The sequence below is a fragment of the Streptomyces longisporus genome, assembly GCF_039532765.1.
Lineage (GTDB): Bacteria > Actinomycetota > Actinomycetes > Streptomycetales > Streptomycetaceae > Streptomyces > Streptomyces longisporus.
This window is the reverse complement of sequence record NZ_BAAASG010000007.1, coordinates 854709-878494: the sequence shown is the minus strand read 5'-3', so window position 1 is coordinate 878494 and position 23786 is coordinate 854709. Positions and strand designations below refer to the sequence as shown.

Here is a 23786-nt window from a genome sequence, read left to right as displayed (position 1 = left end):
CAGCAGCGTGGACGAAGACACCGCCGGCGGCTCGCGGTGCCCGGCTCAGCCGCCGCGCCGGACCCGGGCCGCCTTACGGGCCTCCGCGAGCTTGCGGGCTTCGCTGCTCTTGCGGGACGACGACCTGCCACCGGAACCGCTCTTCGCGTCCTTGGTGCTGCCCAGGCCGCCGAACGGCACGTTGTGGTTCTTGGGGCGCGGTACGGCCGGTCCGCCGTCGAGAGGCTTTCCGGAGGGGGCCTTGGCGCCGGTGATCCGGCTCAACTCCGCCTCGCCGGACCGCACCTTGGTGACCTTGGGGGCAACGTCGGCGTCCGCCATGACCTGGCTCGACTCGCGGCGCTGTCCCGACAGGACGAGTGTGACGACGGTGCCGGAGCGGCCGGCCCGGGCCGTGCGGCCCGCGCGGTGCAGATAGTCCTTCGGGTCGGTGGCCGGGTCGACGTTGACCACGAGGTCCAGGTCGTCGACGTGCAGGCCGCGTGCGGCGACGTTCGTCGACACCAGCGCGGTGATCTGTCCGTTCTTGAACTGGGACAGGGTCCGGCTGCGCTGCGGCTGGGACTTGCCGCTGTGCAGGGCGACGGCGGCCACGCCGCTGGCCCGCAGATGACGCGTGAGCTGGTCGACGCCGTGCTTGGTGTCCAGGAACAGCAGAACGCGGCCGTCCCGGGCGGCGATCTCCGTGGTCACTGCGTACCGGTCCGGGCCGTGCACGACGAAGACGTGGTGCTCGATCGCGGAGACGGCGCTGGACGAAGGGTCCACCGAGTGGACGGCGGGGTCGCGCAGGTAGCGCTGTACCAGCTGGTCGACGTCGCCGTCGAGGGTGGCGGAGAACAGCATCCGCTGCCCGTCGGGACGCACCTGGTCCAGGATCCCGGTGACCTGCGGCAGGAACCCCATGTCACACATGTGGTCGGCCTCGTCCAGGACCGCGATGCGCACCCGTCCCAGTCGGCAGTCCTTGCGCTCGATGAGGTCGTGCAGCCGACCGGGCGTGGCGACGACGATCTCGGCGCCATCCCGCAGCACGGCGGCCTGCCGTCCGACGGACACGCCGCCCACCACGGTCGCGAGCCGCAGCCGCAGCGCCTCGGCGTACGGGGTGAGCGCCTCACCGACCTGCTGCGCCAGCTCCCTGGTGGGCACCAGAACCAGCCCCAGCGGCTCTTTCGGCTGCGCGCGCTGCCCGGCCGTCCGGGCGAGCATCCCCAGGCCGAAGGCGAGCGTCTTGCCGGATCCTGTGCGGCCCCGGCCCAGGACGTCCCGTCCCGCGAGCGCATTCGGCAGCGCCGCCGCCTGGATCGGGGAGGGCACGGTCACGCCCTGCTCATCCAGCGCCCGCAGAGCCTCGGCCGGCAACCCCAACTGGGCGAAGGACGCGGCGGTGGGCACTGCCGAAGTGGCGCCCGGCGCATCGGACACATCGTCTTGCTGCCGGGCACCGGCACGTGCTGATTCGCTCACAGAGAGCCTTCCTCCGAAGGGACCGTACCGAGGAAGGCGCGGCAGGGAAGCGGCCGCCGGCCAGAGACACTCAAGGGAGCGCCGACACAGCGACTCAGCAAAAGCGCAACGTTAGCACGGGCCAGACCGCCCGGGCCGCCCGTGCCGCGCCACTCAGCCTGGGAACGACGGCCACAGCCGCCCATACACGGCCACGCCTTGGAGACACCTCCTGCCGGCGTCGAGCCCCGAGCCGGACGACCTGGCTCCGCTGAGCTGCAACGAGAGCCGGCAACCTCGCCACAGCTCACACATGAAGATCACGATCTGCTGCTCGAGTACTGAATGCGGCGTGAAGCAGGCGATTGAGCTTTTGATCGAGGCTGCGTGTGAGCGAAGGGTAGGCGTGCTTTCCCAGATGCCTGTGTTCGAATACCGTGCCGAAGTCCCGGCCGAAGACCGGAGCAGCGGCCTGGAACACCTCCACTTCTCTCTCACCGAGGGTCTGCAGCACCGGAACATCGATGGGCCGGGTCTTCTCGAAAACTCCGGCCCGTTCATGCGCGGGTGACCGCCAGGCGGACATCGCGATGAAGAACCGTACTTCGCCCAGCCCGACATCAATCCCCAGAGCCTGACGATGGAGCGCCGCAGAGACTGTCGCGGCGCCTTCACCGAATCCGGCGACACCGGCGAACGGTCCATGCTCCTCCGCGACCGATCGGAGGTACCGGAGGATCGAGTCCAAGGCCGTCCCGGCATCAGCGTCATCCGTGTCGGCAGGAGTGCCGTAGTACCGGTTCCACAGCTCCGGGAAACCCGCCTTCCACTCTCGGTAGGTTCCGGTGACGTCGTAGAGCCCCTCCTCGGCCAGGGAGTCCAGGCCCCGGATCTGAAGTTGCTCAGCACTGGCGAACGCCGGCATCGTGTAGGGCGCGTCGGGAATGACGTACTCGAGGTCTTCGCGCCTGGTCCAACCGGCCTTCTTCAGCATGGCTCGGGCGAGGCGCCCGTCGGTCCCCCGACCCGGCAGGAACAGCACCCTGTGGCGACGCGGCGCATAGATGCTCACCGAGCCGAAGTCGTCGTGCCTGACACGTCGCTCCACGGGAAACGCGGGATCCCGCCGGTGCAGCAGCGACACGGTGGGGGGCATCATGCTCCAAAGCCCCTCCCGCTCGTCCGCCGTCTCGCCCATCAGCGCGGAGTACGCCTGCCACTCGGCTTCCCGTTCTCTCTGAAAACGGTCGAACGGGCAGAGCTCCGCGGTGCGCGAGGCGACGTTCCTCTTCGCGCGCTCGATGAAATCCCACAATTCGACGAGCAACCGCTCGGAGGACGACCTGCTCGAATCCTCGACAGCGATTCTGGCGAACAGCGCTTGCAGTTCTGCGGGGTTGTCACGGAAGTGCAGATACACTTCGGTGAATGCCTGCAGGAAGAACACGTAGCTGGAGCAGAGCAGGGATTTCGCTTTGCGGGGGATCTGTGCACCGTCGTTGTAGGCGAACAGGTTGGGGTCTCCGTCGATCCAGAGCCCTTCCACCTCGGTGTCCTCCCCGAAGATCCTCGACAGGACGGTCCGGTCCGTCGTCGATCCCAGGCATTTGACCAGCACGTCGGCCTTCACCTCCTGCCCGCTCTCGGTGACGACCGAGCGGGCCGACAGATGATCGATCTCGCTTTCCACGACGGTCACCTTGCCGAGCGCCTGCGCCAGGAAATAGACGTCCGAGGCAGCCGGAACCGTCGACTGGTCCAGGACAAAACTTCCGTCCGCGTCCCGGGAGAGCGAAGGAAGATCCTCCATGTCCACGCCGCAGAGCTCGTAGAACGGTCGCATGATGTCGACGACATCGTTGAGCGGTGTCGCTCCGTCGCTCGAATTGATCACCCAGTTGCACAGGGTCGACACGACCAGGTTGCGCCGCCGACAGACGATGGTCACATGGCGCGCACCGTTCTCGAGGGCCGTTCGCATGTTCTCCAGGGCGAAAGCGCCGTGTCCGACGATCACGACCGAAGCACCGGTGAACTTCTCCGGCGGTGTGTCGTCGGCCACCCCCAGCCCGATATGCCCGGTGAAGAGGTGCTCATCACGAAAACGGTGCCGCACGGGCCGGTGGAGCCCACCCGTGAGGGCCGCCACACCGGAGACCCGGACGGACTTGGTGACGCCTCCTTGCACATACACGGCCTCGTATTCCTGCTCCCGCACCTTCCTGACGGAGACCACTTCGCAGTTGAAGCGAATCGGCTCCTTCAGCTCGGACGACACGGCGTTCGCCTGCTCCAGGACCTCGCCCCTGTCCGGGAACACCGATCGCCATCGATGGTCGTCGTGGACCGCGGGCAACGCACTGTCGAAACTGTATGCGGGGGAATCGATCTGAACTCGGGAGTCCTTGTTGGCCAATGTGCTCCACACACCGCCCACACGGTCCCGCTTCTCCATCACTATCGCCGCGACGCCCATTTTCTCGAGTCGTCGAGCGAAGCCGATACCGCCCAGGCCTGCCCCTATGACCAGAACCGGCAGACGCGACGGGGCGGGCTCCCGCGAAGCGCCAGGACTACGCTGCGCGGGCTTCTGCCGCACAGGAGTCTGCCGTGCGGATTCCCGCCGAGCCGGGACACGCTCGCTCGACCGTTTCCGTATCTGTTCGAAAACGTAACCCACCAGCGAGCGGACATCTGCCGACTCCACGGCGTATTCCGTCGGCAGCACGACTTCCAGGTCGGACGCGATCCTGTTGCGCAGCAGTACGCTGCCCAACGAGTCCAGACCGGACTCCGACAGTGTGGCGTTGTCCTCGACCTGCCGTCCCACGGCCTCCCGAGCCGCCGAGCGGACGACCTGCTCCACGTTGCCCTGCAGCGGTGGCGACACCGGAGCATCGACCGCCCGCCGGGGGGTGAAGCGTGAAACGAAACGGTTCCTCAGCGACAGCGTGCCCCAATCCAACGGGGAGACGCATACCGCTCCCCGCTCGTTTCCGGCGAGCAGCCGGTTCAACGCCGTGACCCCGAGATCGTTGCCGATCGCTCCGAACCCCGCGCTCCTGGCACGTTCGACCGCTCCATGACGCACCGCGATGCCGGCGTCGGACCACGCCCCCCACTGGATCGAGAGAACGGGGTCACCCGACAGCGACCACGACTCGGCCAACGCGTCCAGCGTGGCGTTGGCCGCGGCATAGCTCGCCTGACCGGCGGCCCCGAAGAGCGAGGCGGCCGAGGAGAACAACACCAGGAAGTCCGGCGGAGCGAACACGCTCCGAAGATTCTTCGCGCCCTCGACCTTGGCCCCGTAGGCCTGCCTCAGCTTCTGCTCCGACTGGTTCGCCAGCACCCCGTCGGCCAGGACACCCGCGGCATGGATCACTCCCGCCACCGCCGGCATCCCGGCGGTCGTCATGGCGTCCCGCGCCCGGCGAACACTCCTCGGGTCACTCACATCGCACGTCACAGACTCGACCCGCGCCGATCGACGCAGCTCCGCGACCTCGGGCGGCACAGGAGCTCCCGCGCGCGCAGACCGGGACAGCAGCACCACATGCCGCGCCCCCCGGCCCACCAGGAACTCGGCCGCCACCAGACCCAGGGCGCCCGAACCCCCGCTCACCACATATGTCGCATCCGGACGGGCAGTGAAGCCATCGTCGCCGACGGTGTGCCGCCGCAGGCGCGGCACCTGCAGGACGCCCGACCCGGTAAACCGGTAGTCCTCCTCCAGACGGTCGCTCCCACTCAGGGTCAACGCTCGTGAAAGCTGCTCCCTCGATGCCTCGATGCAGTGAACCGACAGGTCGGACCGCTCCAACCGGGCGGTCCGGCCGAGCCCCCATAACCCCGCGTCGTCGACCGCGCCCGGCGCCGGCAGGAACACGACCCTGCGCGGCGGCGACAGCACGCCCTCCGAACAGGCCTGCAGAACGCGCAGCCCCGCTGCCACATCAGCCTCTCGCCCGCCGCTCAGAACCGCGACGCAGCCCCAGGCTCGCTCGAGGAGCACATCGCCGGGCGAATCCGAGGCGCGCACCACGCGGTTGACCCACCCGCCCGGCAGATCGACCTCGACGTCCGAAGCGGACAGCAGCAGATGGGGACCCGGCAGCGAAACCCCTGAGGGCCCCTCGGCCTCGACCCATGCCGTCGAGTAGAAACAGCCCGTGGCCGCGGACGGGGGCACGGCTGCCGTGGAAGCACTCGTGGACGCACTGATCATATCGGCAACTCCCTGTTCGTACGGTTGGCAGAGGTCTTTGGATCCGGTGCACGGCAGGCGCCGATTTCAGCGGCCGGAAGCCTCACTCCTCCCGAGGTCCCGGAATTTCTTGGTCGCGATATTGAGGCAGAGGGACGGCGACAGCCTGAAGAGCCACCAGAACAGCTTCCAGATTTCGGGAACCACGATGATCCCCTTGTTCCGGGCGACCGCGTCGAGTGACTTCTTGGCGAATTCCTCCGGTGAGATCGGCTTCTGCTCCTCCCACATGTCGCGTGTCATCTCACGGGTCACTCCTGGGACGCTGCGGCCGTACACGCCGCCCTCGATGAGGGGGGTCCGGACAACGCCCGGGCACAGCACGCTCACACGCACGCCGAGCTGCGCCGCCTCGATGCGCAGATTGTGCGAGAGGCCGACCACGGCGTGCTTGGTGGTGACGTACGAGGTCGTCCCCGCGCTCGGGACCAGGCCCGCCAGGGAGGCCGTGTTCACGATGTGGCCGAAGCCCTGGTCGATCATGAGGTTGTACGCGGCCTGAACGCCGTTGACGACACCGACGACGTTGACGTCGATCATGCGGCGCCAGTCCTCGATGCGATAGTGCCGGGCGCCGGCACCCATGCCGTGGGTGATGCCGGCGTTGTTGAACAGATAGTCCAGACGTCCGGTCCGCGCGACGGTGTCCTTGACGAGCTGTTCGAACTTCGCATGGTCGGTGACGTCGAGCCAGGCGGCGGTCGCCTTCCCGCCGGCCTCCCGAAGGGCGGCGGCCACCTCCTCGGCCTGCTCGATCTGGAGGTCGGCCAGCACGACCTCACAGCCTCGGGCCACGAGTTCCTCGGCCAGCGCACGGCCGATGCCCGACGCGGCGCCCGTGATGATCGCCGTGGCGTCACGATAGATTCTGATCTCGCTCGATGTCGACATGCCCGGATGTCCTTCCTGGATCCCGTACTCGTGCTCAGCCACGTATGGAGGCCGTCTGCTCCTGAAATTCGCGGAGCGATTTCAGGTCCTGTCCGAAACGATTGATGGTGTGCACCGGCACCGAGCCGCTGCGCGGCGGCAGGATGTATTTCACGAACGTCGCGAGTGTCGCGCTGGGCCCGAGGTCGATGAAGGTCGCGTCGCCGGCGGCGGACAGCTTCTCGATGGTCCGCGCGAAATCCACGGGATTTCTCATGGCGGCCCAGACGCCGTCGGCCGTCACGTCGGCGACCCGGTCCGCCGAGGCGGACGAGACGATCGGGATCTTCGGTGGAGCCAAGGTCACGGTGCCGAGGAGGCCACGCACGTGTTCCTCCACGGGGTCGATGAGTTCGGTGTGCACGCCGTGGTTGACCGGGAGTCGCTGGCAGACGATTCCCTCGTGCTCAAGGGAGCGTTCGAGCCGATCCACCGCCTCGACCCGACCGCTGACCACGAAGTTGCCGTCGAAGTTGCGTCCGGTGACCCAGCAGTCGGCGAACAACCCGGCGTGGCTGCGCAGGAGTTCTTCCGTGCCGAGGACCGCCAGCATCCCGGACAGCGGTGTCCGATCCGCCAGCGTCCGGGCGAATTCCACGGCGAAGGCGATTCCGAGCTCCAGCGAAAGCACCTCCGCGACCACGGCCGCGGTGATCTCGCCCAGGCTGTAGCCCACCAGGACGTCGGGCCGGTATCCCATCTCCTGCACGACCCGCGTGAGGCTGTACTCCACGCACAGCAGCGCCGCGTTGGAGTCCGCCAGCGAGTCGAACGGATCGCTCTTCGTGCGGTCCTGGTCGAAGATCGTGTCCACCACCGACTTGCCGAGAACGGGGAAGGCGATGTCGTCGCAGTGCTCAAGCCAGAGCCGGTAGCGCGGGTGCTGTTCGTACAGTTCGCGGGTCATGTGGAAGTACTGGGAGCCCTGCCCCGAGTACATGAAGACGGTCGGTCTCGTCATCGCCGCTCCTTTCGCGAGGCCTCGGTCGTGGACGGGGATGCCGTCGGCGTCAGCATTTTTCGAGGCAGATGGCCGCGCTGACTCCGCCGAAGCCCATGCTGAGACTCACAGCCGTCCGGACCGCGCAGTCCTCCGCCTTCTCGCGCACCCAGGGGAACGTCTCGTCCAGCGGATCGACCAGGTTGCGGGTGGGATGCAGCTTCCCCTCCCTCATCTGCAGGAGTGTGGCCACGATCTCCACCGTCCCCGCAGCCGTGAGCCCGTGCCCGGTGATCGACTTCGTCGCGTTGATACGGGCATGACCGAGTCCGCAGCGCGCGAGCGCCTGCAGTTCGACCGCGTCGCCGGTGGGCGATCCGGTGCCGTGCGGGTTGACGTAGTCGATGGCTGACGCGGACAGGCCGGCTTCCCGTAACGCCGTCTGGATGACGGCCGCCTCTCCCTCCACCGAGGGGTGGGGGTTACGGGTGCCGTCCAATGCCCTGCCGCCACCGCGGAATCGGGCGTACGGCGCCGGATGCGGGCGCCCGTCCGCCCGTTCGACGACCACCGCGCCGCAGGCCTCGCCGAAGATGAAGCCGTCATGGCTCCGGTCGAAGGGGCGGCAGGCCGCGGCCGGGTCGTCGGCCCAGCGGGCGGAGCCCATGGCGCCCATGGACTGGAACGCGAGGCACTCCCAGTACGACAGGTCCATGAGCGCGCCCAGGGCGATGCAGACGTCGACCTCGCCGGACTGCACCGCCCGCACCGCCTGGAGCACCGCGAGCAGGCCGCTGGCCGAAGCGCCACCGAGCGTATGGGCGAAGCCCCGGATCGGGAACCGCTCGGTGCAGAATCCACACAGGTCGGAGTCCATGAAGCCCAGGCCGTACGTGGGGCGCAGGAACTCGGGACGGTCCGCGTGGCGGGCGTGCAGCAGGGTCAACTCCCGCTGCTGGACGTTGGATCCGCCGATCACGAGGCCGATGCGGGACGGGTCGGCCTCGTCCAGCCCGGCTTCGTGCCATGCCTCATCGAGGGTGGCCAGGGCTGCCCTGGCCGAGAGCGACGCCGTGCGTACGGTGCGCGCGGCGATGCTCCCGGGCAGGCTCGGCTCCTCCATCTCGGCGCCCAGGAAGGCCGTGGTCTCGTCGGTGGAAGGGGCCGGAGGCAGCCGGCCCGGACGCTGCATGAACCCGAAGGCGTGGCGGCCTTCGAGAAGCGCTGCGACGAAGTCGTCCTTGCCCTGGCCCACCGCGGTGGTGACACCCAGGCCGGTGACGACGACGTCGCGGCCGTCAGCTCGCCGACTTGTCATGGATGAGATCCGCCAGCTCGCTGATGTTCTTCGCGTCCGCCAGCTCGACCAGGGGGATGCGCAGCGAGAGCGACTCCAGCGTCATCATGATGATCTCCGCGCGGTCGATGGAGTTGGCTCCCAGGTCGCGCAGCGAGTCGGAGGGTTCGAATCGGTGCTCTTCGAGCTCGGGGATCACCTCGCGGGTGTGTTCCACGATCAGATCGAAGACGCGTGTGTCCGGCATGTGGTCAGCCTCCTGTGTAGTGGGATGCGATGAGAGCCCGGACCTCGGGCTGGTGGAAGGTCTTCGCGTGCATGGCTACTTCGCGCTCGATGTAGTGCGGGAGTTCGGCGCGTAGCTCGGCCACCAGATGGCTCTTGAGCGTGACCAGGGAGATCCTGGGTTTCTCGGCCAGGGTCTCGGCCAGTTCGAGGGCGTGCTGCAGCACGTCGGCGCGCGGCAGGACCGGGAAGGGGACGCCCCGTTCCTTCAGCTCGTGGCCGTAGTAGGTCTGCGCCGAGAGCAGCATCTCCCCAGCCAGGCTCGTGCCGAGTTTCCTGGGCAGGATCAGGGTCGCCCCCATGCCGGGAGTGAACCCGTACTTCATGAAGTTCGTGGTGTAGATGCTCTCCTGGCTGAGGATCACGAAGTCGGCGAACATCCCCATGGCGAAGCCGCCGCCGATGCCGTGGCCCTGCATCGCCGCGATGACGGGCACGGGACAGTCCAGCGCGAGACCGTAGATGTCGGCATCGGTGAAACTGATGCGCCGTTCCTGAATCAGCAGCAGGCTCTCCTTGGTGCCGCCGCTCGCGAAGTAGTTGCCGTAGCCGGTGAGAACGACGGCTTTGCACCGTTCGTCGGCCGAGACCTTCGCGAAGGCGTCCTGCAGACCCGTGATGAGCTGATCGGAGAAGGTGTTCTTGTGTACCCGGTCCTGCATGGTGATCTGGACGACGGAGGGGGTGATCTCCCGGTACTCGACGGGTGGGCTCTGCATCCCTACTCTCCTTCCCAGGGGAACTGCCCTGTCTTCACGTAGCGCTCGATCTTGCGCAGGTTCTCCTCGTCGGAGAACACCTCGTGGTTGGCCGCGACGGCCTTGTCCCGGGAGGGGAGCAGGATGTCGTCGAGGTTGCGGAGGTACTGCTTGTAGCGGGTCACTCCCGTCTTGGGCAGATAGCGCAGCCGCAGGAGGTGCCGACGCAGCGGGTTGCCGCTGTTGTCCGCGCTGACGTCGACGAGCCCCCAGCTCACCGCTTGTTCGGCGGTGAACGGCTGGGTCATCAGCGTGATGTAGTTGGACCTGGCCGGGCCGACCTTCCTGGTCAGGAAGGGCAGGACACAGGCCGGCATCAGGCCGAAGAGCAGCTCGGACAGGCTGAACATCACCGTGTCCGCGCACACCACGATGTCGCACGCGGCCACGAATCCCAGTCCTCCGGCGTTGGTCTTGCCGCGCACATGCGCCACGGAGACGAACGATCCGAAGGCCAGGGAGAGCCACAGGTCGTACAGGGCCGCCGCAGGCGATTCTCCGTTCCCGGCTTCGCCGCCCCCTGCGGCGAGCTCCCCGAAGTCGGCGCCCCAGCAGAACACCTCGGGCAGCCCTTCCAGGACCAGGACGGTGGCGTGCTCCTCGGCGAAGCGCACCACGTCGGCGCACTCCTCGACCAGACGGGTGTTGATGGTGTTGCCCGCCTCGGGCCGGTGCATCTGGAGGAAGCAGATCCCGTTGTCGAAGCGGACCTTGACGGTGTCGTATCCCGCCGTGTTCAGGACACCCACTCGTACTCCCGGTGGAACTCGTCGATCCGCTTCAGGAAGAGGAGCTCCCGGCCGTTCCCGGTCCGCGCCTGTGGAACGATGTCGGTGCTCAGGAGGGCGTTCCGGGTGCCGAATTTCACCGCGTGATTGGCCTGGAGCAGTGAGTCGTACTCCGGCATCGTCAACTCGTACCGAGCGCTGAGGTGCTTCTCCATGCCGAGACCGCGCGTGCGGTCCTGGCTCTCCTGGCGGGACACGCCGCTGAAGAACTCGGAGCAGCAGCCGGAGCCGTACGAGAAGACGCCTATGCGCTGGGGGCTGGAAAGGTCCGCGTTGTCGATGGTGCTGGCCAGCGACAGCATCGTGGTCGCACCCATGATGTTTCCGACGCGCTGGCAGTACGTCAGACCCGGATGCATGCGCCGCCGGAAGTCCTCCTCGATGACCGCAGGACGCGCCTTGGCGACCTTGCGCATCAGATTGCGGTGCGCGCCCTTGATCATTCCGCCGAAGGGGGTGTGGAAGGCGAGGTAACCGAAGGTGGAGACGAAGTCCACGTCACCGACCCGGCGTTGGTACTCGAGAAAGGAGTTCTCGCAGCAGTCCAGGTACGAGAGCAGGGACAGGTCCGCATTGCCCGCTTCGCTGTCGGGCAGGGGACGGCAGGTGTCCATCACCTCGTAGCCGTAGTAGCCGCTCGCGCCGACGTCTATCTGGAAGATGTGCGGGGTGTCGCTGACGATCATCGCCACGGCGCCGGCACCGCCGCTCGGCTCGGCGAAGGACCAGTCCTCGGAGAGTGCGTCGCCGCTCTCCGCGACCATGAAACGGGTGATGTCGGTGGCGATGACCAGAGCCTTCGCGCCGGGCGAGGTGCCCGACAGGATGAAGTTCGCCGCTGTCTGCAGCGCCGCGACCCCCGAGTAGCACGCGTTCTTGATCTCGAAGAGGCGGCAGTTCCGGTTCAGCCCCAGCAGATCGTGGAAGTACGTGCTCATGGACTTGCCGAAGTCGAACGCCGACTCGGTCGCGGTGATGACCAGCTCGATGGAGTCCCGCTCCTCGGACGACAAGGCGTCGATGAGGGGCTTGGCCGCGTTGACGCCGAACGTCACCGGATCCTCGTACGGCAGCGCGACGGTCTTCTCCTTCATGAGGAGGTTGTCGAACCTCGCGGTGTCGAGACCGCGGTGGTTCGCCAGCTTCTCCACATCGAGAAAACAGGAGCCGGCGAAGACGTTCAGTGCTTCGATTCCAACGGTCGTCATGACTTCTCCCCCTGGGGCTTGCTGTTCGGTTTCGGTCCGGTTCACTGCGCCGCCGGGACCGGCTGCAGTTCCTGGAGATCGAAGTATCCGCGGTATCCGTGCATATAGACGGCCGCCCGGTGCCCGAAGAGGACGGTTGCCGCCGTGGCGGTCTCCAGATCCCCATAATTTCCGGCGGTAGACCGGCAACGAGTACCGACCGCATACCTCTCATTCCACTTCCGTACCATCTCCCCGGCACTCTCGGTGGGCTTCTCCGCGACGCTGGGCAGCGCTTTCTTCGCACTCTTGAGTTCGCGGCGGATCTTATCCACCAATTTGGTCATCACATTCCCGTGACCGATCTCCTCGAACTCCATCCCGGGATATCCGAGAAGGTACTCAACCGAGTCGGACCAGCGCACGGCGTGCACCATCTGCTTCGTCAGGTTCTCCTTGACGAGGTGATCCTCATAAACCCTCGCCGTCACATTGGAGACCACCGGTATGCGCGGCTTCGACAAACTTGTCCCGGCCAGGAACTCCTCGAACTCCACCCGGGCCGGCTCCATGTACCGGGAGTGGAAGGCCCCGCTCGTCCTCAGTGGCACGAACAGGTGGTTTCCGGTCTGGAACAGCGGCTTCGCGGCCTCGATGTCCTCGGCACGTCCGGAAATCACTATCTGCGAGGGCGTGTTGAAGTTCGCCAGATCGACGGAGTCGAGCCCGTTCTCGGCGAGGATGGTGCGGATCTCCCGCTCCGAGGCGTTCAGCACGGCCGCCATCCCGCCGCCCGAAGCCCGGCCCATCAACTCTCCGCGCTTGCGCACCAACCGCAGACCGGTCTCGAAGTCGAATGCCTCGGCCGCCAGTAACGCGTTGTACTCACCAAGGCTGTGACCTGCTACGAAGTCCGGAACCAGGCCGGTCTCGCGGAGCTTCTGGTAGTACGACAGGGCGTTGACGACATACATGGCGGGCTGTGTGTACTGCGTCTGGTCAAGCAGTCCGTCGGGATTTTCCAGACAGAGTTCCCTGATGGAGTAGCCCAGAATCGAGTCGGCCGCACGGGTCAGATCCTTGAATTCATCGAAAAGGGATGAACCCATACCCTTCTGCTGCGCCCCCTGCCCGGGGAAGACATAGGTCCTCATGGGACGTCCTTTCTCATCATTCTTATCGACTGGCCGCGACGACCGCGATCATGTTCCGCCCTCACCCTGCCAGAAAATATGCGCCCGCGGCTACCTGTATCCCGAGAGAATCGAGGACGCCTCACGCATCAAATCCCTCGCCATCCGGTCCGGATGGCGGTTCCGCCAGTTTTCCCACGGCGTTCCCCGCGCCCATTGATTGAAGGCCCCCAGCGCGGGTCCCGTGTGGATCTGCACGTTGGTCCGGTCAAAATCGGTGTCCATGAACGAGAGCCGGCTGCTGTACCCGTAGTACCAGCGGAACATGAGAGCCATGCGCCGCTTCGGGCTGCGCTCCGCCCTCTCGATCTCCGACTCGCGGCCCGTGTTCCGAAGGTGCTCGCACGTTTCCCGCCAGACCTCGTCGGCGCTCTTCTTGAAGTAGGCGTCCTGGATCTGTCTGCGGGTCTCCTGCGGTATCTCCTCCCACGAGTCGTGGCTCTTGTACAACGCGTACAACCGTCTCGCCCTGGCGGGAAACAGCACGCCCTTCTTCAGAACCTGGACCAGGGCACCGATCTCGAACATGTCGCCCGCCGGGCAGTAGTCGGTGTCCTGTACGTCGATGGTCTGCAGCCAGTCCTTCACCGCATCGCTGATGCGGGCCTCGACCGTGCACTGGTTGATGGAGCCGGTCATGACGAAGTCGGCGCCCATGGCGAAGGCGGCGGCGACCGCGTGCGGCGTCCCGATCCCGCCGGCGAGTCCCAGACGGATCTTCTCGGCGTACCCGAACTCCCGTGTCATGTGCAGCCGCGCGCTCTGCATCGACGGCAGCAGCACGGTGGACACCCCGCGGTCGGTGTGGCCCCCCGAATCTGCTTCGACGGTGAGGTCCTGCGCCACTGGCACCCTCCGGGCCAGCGCGGCCTGCTCGCGAGTGACCCGGCCCTCGGCCACCAGCCGTTCGACGATGCTCTCCGGCGCGGGTCGCATGAACTCGCGCGCCACCTCGGGCCGCGAGACCTTGGCGACGATCCGCGTGTCACGGTCGACCCCGCCTCCCGGCCCTGCCCGCAGCCCCGCCAGATGGAACAGGACCAGGGCCGGGGTGACCTTGATGAACGCCGACGCCTCGATGACGCGCACACCGTGGGCGAGCAGCATCTCGACGTTGGCCGTCTCCCGTGACGGGTGCTGGAGGTCGCACAGCAGATTGACTCCGAAGGGCTGGTGAGGCTCCAGATGCCGCTGGATGTGGGCGATGTCGCTCGTCACCCGCTCGGGGCTCAGGCCGGCGGCGCCCAGGAATCCCATGAAGCCCGCCCGCCCCATGGCGATCACCAGTTCTTTCGAGGCGATACCCCGGTACATCGACCCCGCCAGGTAGGCGTAGTCGACGCCGAAGTCCCGGCGGAAGGAGGCGCAGCCGAGCTGCGCCGCCGCGTCCTCACCACGTACTTCCCTCGCGTTCACTCGGTGTCCCGCGCCTTCTGGTGGCGGGTGGCCCACGCCTTCGCCACCGGGAGGCGCCTGTCCCTCTTGCCGGAGTAGAACAGCTTGCAGAAGGACCGCACCGTGGTGAGCGCCGCAGGGTCGCCGAGCATCACGAAGTGGTTCGCCGAGTCCACGTCGACCTGATGGAAGTTCGGCAGCTGCCGCTGCCACTCCGACCAGTAGACGGTGTTGTCCAGGACCGGGCCGTCCTTCTGCGTGGAGAACAGCGGCTCCATCTCCCCGTAGAACAGGCCGCTTTGGTTACGGAAGTAGAAGCAGGTGACCGACTCCGGCCGGGGAAGCGGTGCGATGTCGTAGTCCAGCAGTCCATAGGCCTCCTGGACCTCCAGATTGCGCAGCACCCGGGCACGCAGCTGCTGCGCGTCCCCCTTGAGGCCGCGCTGTCGCGCGAGGGTGAGCATCTGGTCGAGCAGGGCATCCTCGTCCTGGTCCCAGTCGACCTCGCGGCCGGACACCAGCGTTGTGGCGAAGTCCTGCGGAGCGGGCTTGGAGGCGGCGAAGAGCAGGGCGTTGACCTGCTGCAACAGCATGTCGGTGCGCGACATGGTCACATCCCCCACGCTGTCGTCGTAGGTGTCCACCATGACGATGCTCTCGACCGTCCCGCCCTGCTCCTGGAGCCGGCGCGTCACCTCGTAGGCCAGCAGGCCGCCGAACGAGTAGCCGCCGAGGTCGTAGGGCCCCTCCGGCTGGACCGTGCGGATGATCTGCGCGTAGTGCGCCGCCAGCGCCGGAATCCCGTGCAGCGGCTCGCTGTTCGTCATCCAGCCGCGGGCCTGGATCCCGTACAGGGGCCGCTCGATGCTGTCGGCGATCGACGCGTAGACCTCCACCCCGCCGAGCCCGCCGTGGAACCAGAAGACCGGTCGGCCCTCGCGAGCGCCGTTGAGCTGAACGACCTCCGGGATGCGCACCGGAGCGACGGACGCCGTCCCGGCCCCGGCGGACGCGCCCGCCCCGGACCCGAAACGCCGCAGCAGGTCCCGGACCGACCGGCACTCGCTCAGCGCACGGAGATCGGCCATGGGGTCGACCTCGGCCTGCAGCACCTGGAGCAGCTGGGTGGCGTGTATCGAGCTGAAGCCCAGGTCCTCCAGCGGCGTGGCGAGGTCGAGTTCGTCCGTGCGCATCCCCAGCACCTCGGCGACGACGGCCGTGATCCGGTCCGCGGCTCCGCCGGCCGGATGCGCCACCGCCGAAGCCGCCGCCGCGGGAGCGGCCGAAGGAGCCGGAACCGGGGTCCTGGCGCCCTCTGCGGGGGGCACGGGCACCCAGTACCGCTTCCGGTCGAAGGGATAGGTCGGCAGCGACCGGAGGATCCGCGGCATCCGGTCGCCGCGCCGCACAGACCCCCAGGGCACCTTGCCGCCTCGCGCCCACAAGAGCGCGAGCTTCTCGAGGTGGTTCTCGGCCAGCAGCTCGCGGACCAGCGCCTCCCCGGCCCGTCCGTCGAGCAGCAGGTCGAGGGCCGGGTCGTCCCGCCCGGCGGTGCCGGTGAACAGCGGTACGGGAGCGATTCCCCCAGAACCGTCGAGGTAGTGGGCGAGGCCCGCGACGAGCTCCTTGAGGTTCCCCGCCACCAGCGCCAGCCGGGTGGGCATGGCCTCGCGCCCGCACTGGAGTGTGTGGGCAAGGTCCTCCAGGGACAGGTCCGCCTGCATGGGCAGAAAGTCCAGCAGCCGGCTCACAACGGCCCTCAGCCGGTCCTCGGTGCGGGCGGAGAGGACCACGATCTGCGGCATCGGGTCGGCGTCCTGGCACGCCGGCGCGGCAGCGTCATCGGCTCCGAGCTCCCCGACGTACTCCTCCACGACCAGATGGGCGTTGGAGCCGCCCGCTCCGAAGGAGTTGATGGTCGCCCGCAGCGGGTACTCCCGCTCCTGGCCGTCGAGGTTCACGACGGGCCGGTGCCACGGCTCCGCCTCCTCCGGCAGATAGAACGCTGTGCCCGCGAACTCGACCCCCGGGTTGAGTCGGCCCTTCCCGACGAAGGGGACGAGTCTGCGGTGCGCGAGCTGCAGGACGACCTTGCTCAGCTGGGCTATGCCCGAAGCCGCCTCCATGTTGCCCAGCGTGGACTTGACCGTGCCGACGGCGCAGAACCGCTCGTCCCGGGTTTGCCCGCCGAAGGCGTCCCGCAGTGCCGCGAATTCGATGGCGTCGCCCATCTGGGAACCGTTGGCCGATACCTCGGCATAGCTGATCGTGCGTGGGTGGATGCCCGCCCGCTCCAGGTTCTCCGCGATCAGCCGCTCCTGGCGGGCCGGGCTGGGCACCATGGGGCCACTGGTCCGGCCCTTGTGGTTGGTCGCGCTCGACCGGATGACGGCGAGGATCTCGTCCCCGTCGCGAACGGCATCGGCAAGCGGCTTCAGCAGCACCGCGCCGACGCCCTCCGCGGGGATGAAGCCGTCCCCGTCGAGGAGAGCCCGGCTGTCGGGATCTTTGCCGGTGAGGCCGGTCAGGCTCAGCCCCAGGTACTTCTTGGGGTGAAGGGAGAGATTGACGCCTCCGGCGATCATCATGTCGCTGCCGCCCCGGCGCAGTTCCTCGCAGGCCATGTGGATCGCGACCAGCGACGAGGAGCAGGTGGTGTCGATCGCGAGGCTCGGCCCCTGCAGGTCGAAGAAGTGCGAGACCCGGTTGGCGATGGCGCTGTAGCTCATCACCGACGTGATGGACTCGTGCACGAGGTCGGACGACAGCAGCTGGTAGTGCTGGTACATCGCGCCGACGTAGACGCCGACCCTGCTGCCGTGCGCGTCGCGCAGTCGGTCCCGGGTGTAGCCGGAGCTCTCCAGCAGGGTCCAGACGCACTCCAGGAACAGGCGCGTCTGCGGATCCATGATCGCGGCCTCGCGCGGTGAGACATGGAAGAACGGTGCGTCGAAGTCGGCCGCGCCGTCGAGGAATCCGCCCCACTGGGCGGGGCTGCCGCCCAACCGGTTCGGGTCGGAGTCGTCGGAGGGGCCGTGCTCCCAGCGGTCCCGGGGCACCTCCGTGACGCAGTCCCGCCCCGCGACCAGGTTCTCCCAGAACCCGGCCAGGTCCTCCGCGCCGGGGTAGCGGCCGGCGAGTCCGATCACGGCGATCGCGTCCTCGCGGGTCGCGGGCCGTACCGGCTCAGCCGGTGACGGCACCTCGACCGGCGCCGGGGGCCGTACGACGGTGACCGGGGCCGTTCTCTCGGGCGCGGCGGCGGGGTCGGGCTCGCCGTGGATGCCGACGACGGCCCGGACCGCGTCCGCGTGTGCCTGGAGGAAGTAGGCGCTCAGCTCATGGAGGTTGCGGTACTCGAAGAAGAGCGTCTTCGACAGCGAGCCGAAATCGGCCTCCAGCCGGTTGGTGACGGAGAGCGCCAGCACCGAGTCGATGCCGAACTGCTCGAAGGGCGCCGCCGCGTCGATCCGGTGACCGGGCACCTGGATCACCTCGCTCAGCGTCTGCCGAAGCCGCGCGACCAGGGCGGTACGCACCGGGTCGGCTGCGTCGCCCGTCACCTGCCGGGGCCGGGCGGCAGCCAGGTCCTCGACCGGGGCGGCCGACCGCGGCGGTGCGGGCCGGGACACCTCGGGCGCCACCGGCCGGCCCAGCACGGCACGCCTGATCCGGTCCGCGTCACCCGCGACGACCAGGACCTGGCTGTGCGGCGCCGCCAGAGCGGCGTACAGCGCGGCCATGCCCTCGGTGGTCGGCATCGGCGCCATGCCCAGCCGCTCGTTCATCATCGCCTCGGTGCCGGGATCCACCCGCATTCCGCCCTCGGCCCACAGCGGCCAGTCGACCGACACGGAGGCCCCCGAGCGCTCACCGCGCTCGGCCAGTTGCCGCCGGTGGTCCGTGTAGGCGTCCAGGAACGCGTTGGCAGCCGCGTAGTCGCCCTGACCCACGTTGCCGAACACCCCTGCCGCGCCCGCGAACGACAGCAGGAAGTCCAGCGGTACGTCCTTGCTGGCCTCGTCCAGGTTCACCAAGCCGGCGACCTTCGGCGCGAGGACCGCGCGGCACTCCTCGGCGGTCTTGCTCCGTAGGAGGCCGTCACGGAGCACCCCGGCCGCGTGGATGATGCCGTGCAGGGTGCCGTGCTCCCGCAGGATGCCGTCCACCAGGGAGCGCACGGCGGCGGCCCGGGTGACGTCGACCTGCGCGTAGCGGACATCGGCTCCCTGGTTGCGCAGTGCCTCCAGGACGGGCTCCTGTGCGGGTCCGAGCGGTGAGCGGCCCGCGAGAACGATCTTGACGTCGGACGCCCCGGCGGCCATGTCCCGTGCGACGAGCATGCCGATTCCGCCCAGTCCGCCCGTGACGAGGTAGACCCCGCCACTTCGCCAGGGCACCCGGGGCTCCGCAGGCGTGTCGCCCTCACGCCAGTCGAGCGCCTCGACTCGGCCGGCCCGGAATCGCAGGCAGGACGCGTCAGGATGCCGACGGGCGGTGGCGAGCCGGGACATCATCTGCTCGGCGGTCTCGGCGGGGTCGACGAGCACGACCTGCGGCAGCAGCCCCGGCTCCTCCGCCTGCGCCGACCTGAGCAGCCCGAGCAGGCCGCGGGTGGTGGCGAGTCCGGTCTCGTCGGGGACGAGGAGCTGGAGGCGGACCCCGTCCCGCACGCCCTCGGCCATCAGACGGCGCAGGTGTTCCAGCGCCTGGACGGTGTACTCGGTGAACCGCTCCGCTATCCCGGACGCAGCCGAGGTCAGCCGCAGCAGCCGCGCCGCCGGATCCCGCCGGGCGAGGAGTTCGCCGAGTCCGGGCAGGTCAGGCAGCAGCACGACGCGTTCCCGCGGTTCGATGTCCGGGTGGCCGCTGGGTGCGGCTTCCCGCCAGACCGGCAGGAAGCTGACGCAGGACACCGCGTCCGGCCCGCTCCCGCCGACCTCGCCCTCCAGGACGCGGTAGGAGATGCCCCGGATCCGGACGCAGACCTCTCCCCGGTCGTCGCAGAGGTCGATGTCGAGCTTGAAAACCGTCCCGTCCGTCCGGGAGCCCGCGCTGAAGCGGATCCAGGCCCACATCGACTCCGGGCTCCCGCCGAGCACTTCGAGCTCGTCCAGGGCAAACGGGAGGGAGGGCTTCATGCCGGACACGTCGAGTGCTTCGGCCCTCCCCGTCGCGAGACCGATGCCGAGTGATGCCTGCAGGGTCGCGTCGAGCAGGCTCGGATGCAGGACGAACGCGTCGCGAGCCGCGCGGACCGAGTCCGGCAGGACGAGGCGGGCCAGGATCTGGCTGCGGCCGACGTGCAGCCGCTCCAGCCCCCGGTGCGAAGGGCCGTAGCGGAACCCGATGGCCTCGTACGCCCCGTACAGCTCGGCTGCGGTCAGCTCCCCCTGGTCGCACGCGGCGCGGAGGGCCGGGACGTCGAGCAGCGCCGGCATCACCTCCCTGCGCACCACCTGCCCCTGGCTGTGCACCACCGGGGCGCTGCCGGGCGCCGGAGCGGGCGTGCCGGAGATCTCGTAGTCGGCCTCGTCGGGGCCCTTGGGCGCGAGAGACGTGACGAGGGTGACGGGCTCGTCGCCCACGGCCACGGGCCGCGCCCACACCACGTTGCGCAGGACGATGCCGTTGCCGCCGCCACCGGGCTCTGGCGTCCCCAGGGTCAGGGCGGCGGCGGCGCGTGCCATCTCCAGACAGACGACGCCCGGCAGCACCTTTTGTCCCTTGACCACGTGGTCGGTGAGGAAGTGCTCCTCGCCGGTGAACCGCGTGCGGTAGCGCCGGGCGCCGAAGTCCGAGAGGTCCTCGTTCAGCAGCGAGTGCGGCTCGGCCGTCCCGGGACGGGCCGGGGTGAGCGGCTGCTCCTCGGGCACCCAGTAGCGGTCACGGGCGAACGGGTAGGTCGGAAGCGGTACGCGGGTGTGGTGGTCCGCGGCGAAGAGGGCGGCGTAGTCCAGGTCGTAGCCCTGTACGTAGAGGTCCGCGACGGTCGACAGCAACTCGGTGCGAGATGCCGGGTCGGTGGCGGCCTGCCGGAGGCAGTCGTTGCCGAGGTTGCGCAGCGCGGCACGCTCGTCGATCCCCTGCGCGGGGACCTCGCCGGCGCTCAGGTGGGGGCTCTGCCCCCCGTCGAGCCAGGTGCGCAGGGTCCGGACCAGTTCCCCGCCGTCCTGTACGACCCAGGCCAGCCGGTGTGCCAGGTGCCTGCGGCCGAGGAGGAGGGTGAAGGCGATGTCGCCCGGGTCCAGGCCGGGCCGCTGCTCACAGTGCTCGATCAGTCGCTGGGCCTGCTCGACCAGTTGCCCGGCGGTGGCCGCGGACAGGGTGACGAGGTGCGCGGTGGACGTGGTGGAGGGGCGGACCCGGTCCGGGGCCTCCTCGAACACGATGTGGGCGTTGGTCCCGCTGACCCCGAAAGAGCTGACCGCGGCACGCCGTGTGCCGTCGTTCCCGGCAGCCCAGGGGCGGTTCACCGTGTTCACGTAGAAGGGGCTGTCGGACATGTCGATGTGCGCGTTCGCCCGCTCGAAGTTGATGGTGGGCGGGATGGTCCGGTGTCCGAGCGAGAGCAGGACCTTGATGGCTCCGGCGACGCCGGCGGCGGTGATGGTGTGGCCGAGGTTGGACTTGACCGAGCCCAGCGCGCAGTAGTCCCTCCGGTCGGTGTACCGGCGGAAGGCCTTCTTCAGCGCGCGGTACTCGATCGGGTCGCCGAGCTTGGTGCCGGTGCCGTGCGCCTCCATCATCTGGATGTCGTCGGGGCTGATCCGGAAGGTGTCGTAGACCGAGGTCTCCAACCGCTCCTGGGAGGCGGCGCTCGGCGCGGTGATCCCGTTCGACGCGCCGTCCTGGTTGATCCCGGAGCCGCTGATGACGCCACGGATGTGGTCGCCGTCGGCGAGCGCGTCGCCGAGCCGCTTGAGGACGAGGACTCCGACGCCCTCGCCGGGCACGAAGCCATCGGCCCGGTCGTCGAAGGTGTGGCAGCGGCCGCTCGCCGAGAGCATGCCGGCACGGCCCGCCAGCGCGTAGAACTGCGGCGTGCACTGCAGGGAGACACCGCCCGCCAGGGCCATCTCGGTCTCACCACCCCACAGCCCCTGGCAGGCGAGGTGGAGGGCGACGAGCGAACTGGAGCAGGCCGTGTCGACCGCGATCGCGGGGCCCTGGAGGTCGAGATGGTACGAGATGCGCGCCGGCATCGCCGACAGCGCGTTGCCCCACATCGACTGCGGGGGCGCCTCGGCGCCGAACAGCTGCGCGTAACCGCTCTCCTGGCAGCCGACGTACACGCCGACGCGCCGCCCCCGGGTACCGGAGCCCGCGTAGCCGGCGTCCTCCAGGGCTTTCCACGACTCCTCCAGGAAGAGCCGCTGCTGCGGATCCATGTAGGTGGCCTCGACGCCCGAGATGTTGAAGAAGGCCGGGTCGAAGCGGTCGATCCCGTCGATGAAGCTGCCGCGCTCGCAGCTCTGCGCATCGGCCGGGTGGTAGCGGGACAGGTCCCACCGCGAGACGGGCCCGGTGAGGTCGTGGCCCTGTGCGAGGTGCTCCCAGAGCTGCTCGACGTCGGCCGAGCCGGCGAACCTGCCGCTCATGCCGACGACGGCGATGGGCTCCCTGGAGGGGGCGCCCACGGCGGTCCGCCCCGCGTCCGGCCCCGCCTCGGGCCCGGCAGCCGCCCGTCGGGAGGCGGCCGAAGGCGATGCGAGCTCCTCGGGGGCGACCCGCTGCCGGGCCGGCAGCGGTGCGGCCGGTGCGGCCGGTGCGGCCGGTGCGGCCGGGAGAGCGTGGTCGACGATGTGCTGGGCCAGCCGGCTGACGGAACCGTGGTCGAAGAGGTCGGTCGTGGCGAGGTCGGTGCCGAGCGTGCGGTTGATCTCCTGGATCAGCCGCACGCCGATGATCGAATCGACGCCGTAGTCCATGAAGGCGTCGTCCGCGGCGATCTGCGTCCGGTCGAGCTTCAGCGACCGTTTCAGCTGCGCGTAGATCGCGTCCCTGACACGCTGTTCCAGCGCCTCGCCGGAGGCCGCGGCCTCCTGGACCTCGGGCCGGACGAGTCCCTCGCCGGCCGTCTCCTGCGTCGGGGCCGCAGCCTCCCGGACCTCTTGGAGCTCCTGTCGGACGAGGCCGTCGCTCTCCGCGGCGATCACCTGGTAGCCCAGCCCGTGCAGCCGCCGCGCCGGGAAGGACACGGAGCCGAAGCCCTCGTCGTCGAGCACCTCCTCCCAGGTCTCCGGGGAGAGACCGGGACCGCCCGGCATGCGCAGCTCGTCGTCCTCGTAGAGCCACCAGCCGTCGAGGAGACCGAATGTCAGGTGGGTGAAGATCGAGTGGGTGGAGAGCTCATTGGCGAGCAGGACACCGTGCCGCTTGAGCGCGCCCTTGGCGTTGCGCAGCGTCCGGCGGATGTCCTTCGTCGCGTGCAGCACGTTGGTGGCGAGGACGAGGTCGTAGGAACCGGGGGCGATGCCCTGCGCCGTCAGCGGCTCCTCGACATCGAACAATCGGTAGTCCAGGTAGGGGTACCGCGGCCCGTACTCCTCCTCCGCGTACATCAGGAAGGACTTCGACAGATCCGTGTAGGAGTACGTCTCCACGTGCGCCGCGAAGGGCTCCAGCCGTTGGAGGACGGTGACGCTCCCGCCGCCGGTTCCCGCGCCGATCTCCAGGATGCGGACGCGGGCGGCCGGGTCGGCGCGGACGATCTCCCGCACCACGGCGACCGCGGCGTCCGCCAGGATCCCGTTGAAGCGGTCGGAGAGGGGGTTGTCCCGGTAGATGCGCTCGACCAGCTGCATCGACGAGTCGGGGAACAGCACGTCGGTGGCGAGGACCTCGCCGCGCAGGATGCCGGGCAGCGCCCGCAGTGTGGCGTCGAGCAGCGTGAACCGCGCGCGCCGGGCGGCGTCCCCCTGCGCGTCGGCGCGGTGCTCCTCCCATTTCGACCACTCGGCGGAGCTGTCCACCGCCACCACCGGGACCGGCCGCGAGAGGGAGCCGCTCAGGAGCCCGCCGACGCGCAGCCGCCGCACGGATTCGTCCAGCCAGCGCCGCAGCCCGCCGCTGGGGAGCGGGGGCGGGGCCGCTGCGGACAGCTGCCCCGCGCTCGTGAGCTGGACGAGCAGCAGTCGGCTCAGCAGGTCCTCGTCCAGGTCGGCTTCGACGCCGGGCGAAGCGCCCGCTGCCGGGCCCGCCGTACCGTCCTGCTCCTGGCACAGGTGGCGCAGGGGAACCCGCGTGCCTTCCGGCACCATCGTGATGGCTTCGCGGCGAATGTCGTTCAGCATG

The 23786-nt window shown here is 68.8% G+C and carries 12 protein-coding genes; all 12 read right to left on the bottom strand.

The genetic code is table 11. From position 1 onward, the window contains the following. Positions 1-45: 45 nt before the first annotated feature. Positions 46-1470 carry a DEAD/DEAH box helicase gene (locus ABD355_RS15320; protein ID WP_425585738.1) on the bottom strand — a complete coding sequence of 475 codons (1425 nt, stop codon included), beginning with the start codon at positions 1468-1470 and terminating at the stop codon, positions 46-48. 286 nt (positions 1471-1756) lie between these two features. Further along, complete coding sequence (locus ABD355_RS15315) at positions 1757-5677, bottom strand: SDR family NAD(P)-dependent oxidoreductase (RefSeq protein ID WP_344400828.1); 3921 nt, start codon at positions 5675-5677, stop codon at positions 1757-1759. Between the two features lie 66 nt (positions 5678-5743). Beyond that, the gene (locus ABD355_RS15310) at positions 5744-6607 is read right to left on the bottom strand and encodes an SDR family NAD(P)-dependent oxidoreductase (protein WP_344400827.1); all 864 of its coding nucleotides are present in this window, start codon (positions 6605-6607) and stop codon (positions 5744-5746) included. A gap of 34 nt (positions 6608-6641) precedes the next feature. Next, a complete protein-coding gene (locus tag ABD355_RS15305) occupies positions 6642-7607 on the bottom strand; it encodes an acyltransferase domain-containing protein (protein ID WP_344400826.1) in 966 nt (321 codons plus the stop codon). A 49-nt stretch (positions 7608-7656) separates the two neighbouring features. Further along, positions 7657-8904 carry a beta-ketoacyl synthase N-terminal-like domain-containing protein gene (locus ABD355_RS15300; protein ID WP_344400824.1) on the bottom strand — a complete coding sequence of 416 codons (1248 nt, stop codon included), beginning with the start codon at positions 8902-8904 and terminating at the stop codon, positions 7657-7659. After that, complete coding sequence (locus ABD355_RS15295; RefSeq protein ID WP_344400822.1) at positions 8885-9130, bottom strand: acyl carrier protein; 246 nt, start codon at positions 9128-9130, stop codon at positions 8885-8887. Before ABD355_RS15295 ends, ABD355_RS15300 begins: the two co-directional genes overlap by 20 nt. Before the next feature lie 4 nt (positions 9131-9134). Beyond that, positions 9135-9887, bottom strand: a complete 753-nt coding sequence (locus ABD355_RS15290; protein ID WP_344400821.1) for a polyketide synthase — start codon at positions 9885-9887, stop codon at positions 9135-9137. A gap of 2 nt (positions 9888-9889) precedes the next feature. Further along, on the bottom strand, positions 9890-10675 hold the full coding sequence (locus ABD355_RS15285) for an enoyl-CoA hydratase/isomerase (RefSeq protein ID WP_344400820.1): 786 nt from the start codon (positions 10673-10675) through the stop codon (positions 9890-9892). Continuing rightward, complete coding sequence (locus ABD355_RS15280) at positions 10663-11922, bottom strand: hydroxymethylglutaryl-CoA synthase family protein (protein ID WP_344400819.1); 1260 nt, start codon at positions 11920-11922, stop codon at positions 10663-10665. Before ABD355_RS15280 ends, ABD355_RS15285 begins: the two co-directional genes overlap by 13 nt. A gap of 41 nt (positions 11923-11963) precedes the next feature. After that, the gene (gene fabD / locus ABD355_RS15275; RefSeq protein ID WP_344400818.1) at positions 11964-13055 is read right to left on the bottom strand and encodes an ACP S-malonyltransferase; all 1092 of its coding nucleotides are present in this window, start codon (positions 13053-13055) and stop codon (positions 11964-11966) included. Between the two features lie 90 nt (positions 13056-13145). Next, complete coding sequence (locus tag ABD355_RS15270) at positions 13146-14510, bottom strand: PfaD family polyunsaturated fatty acid/polyketide biosynthesis protein (protein ID WP_344400816.1); 1365 nt, start codon at positions 14508-14510, stop codon at positions 13146-13148. Beyond that, positions 14507-23785, bottom strand: a complete 9279-nt coding sequence (locus tag ABD355_RS15265; RefSeq protein ID WP_344400815.1) for an SDR family NAD(P)-dependent oxidoreductase — start codon at positions 23783-23785, stop codon at positions 14507-14509. The genes ABD355_RS15270 and ABD355_RS15265 overlap by 4 nt, the downstream gene beginning before the upstream one ends. Between the last annotated feature and the right edge of the window lies 1 nt (position 23786).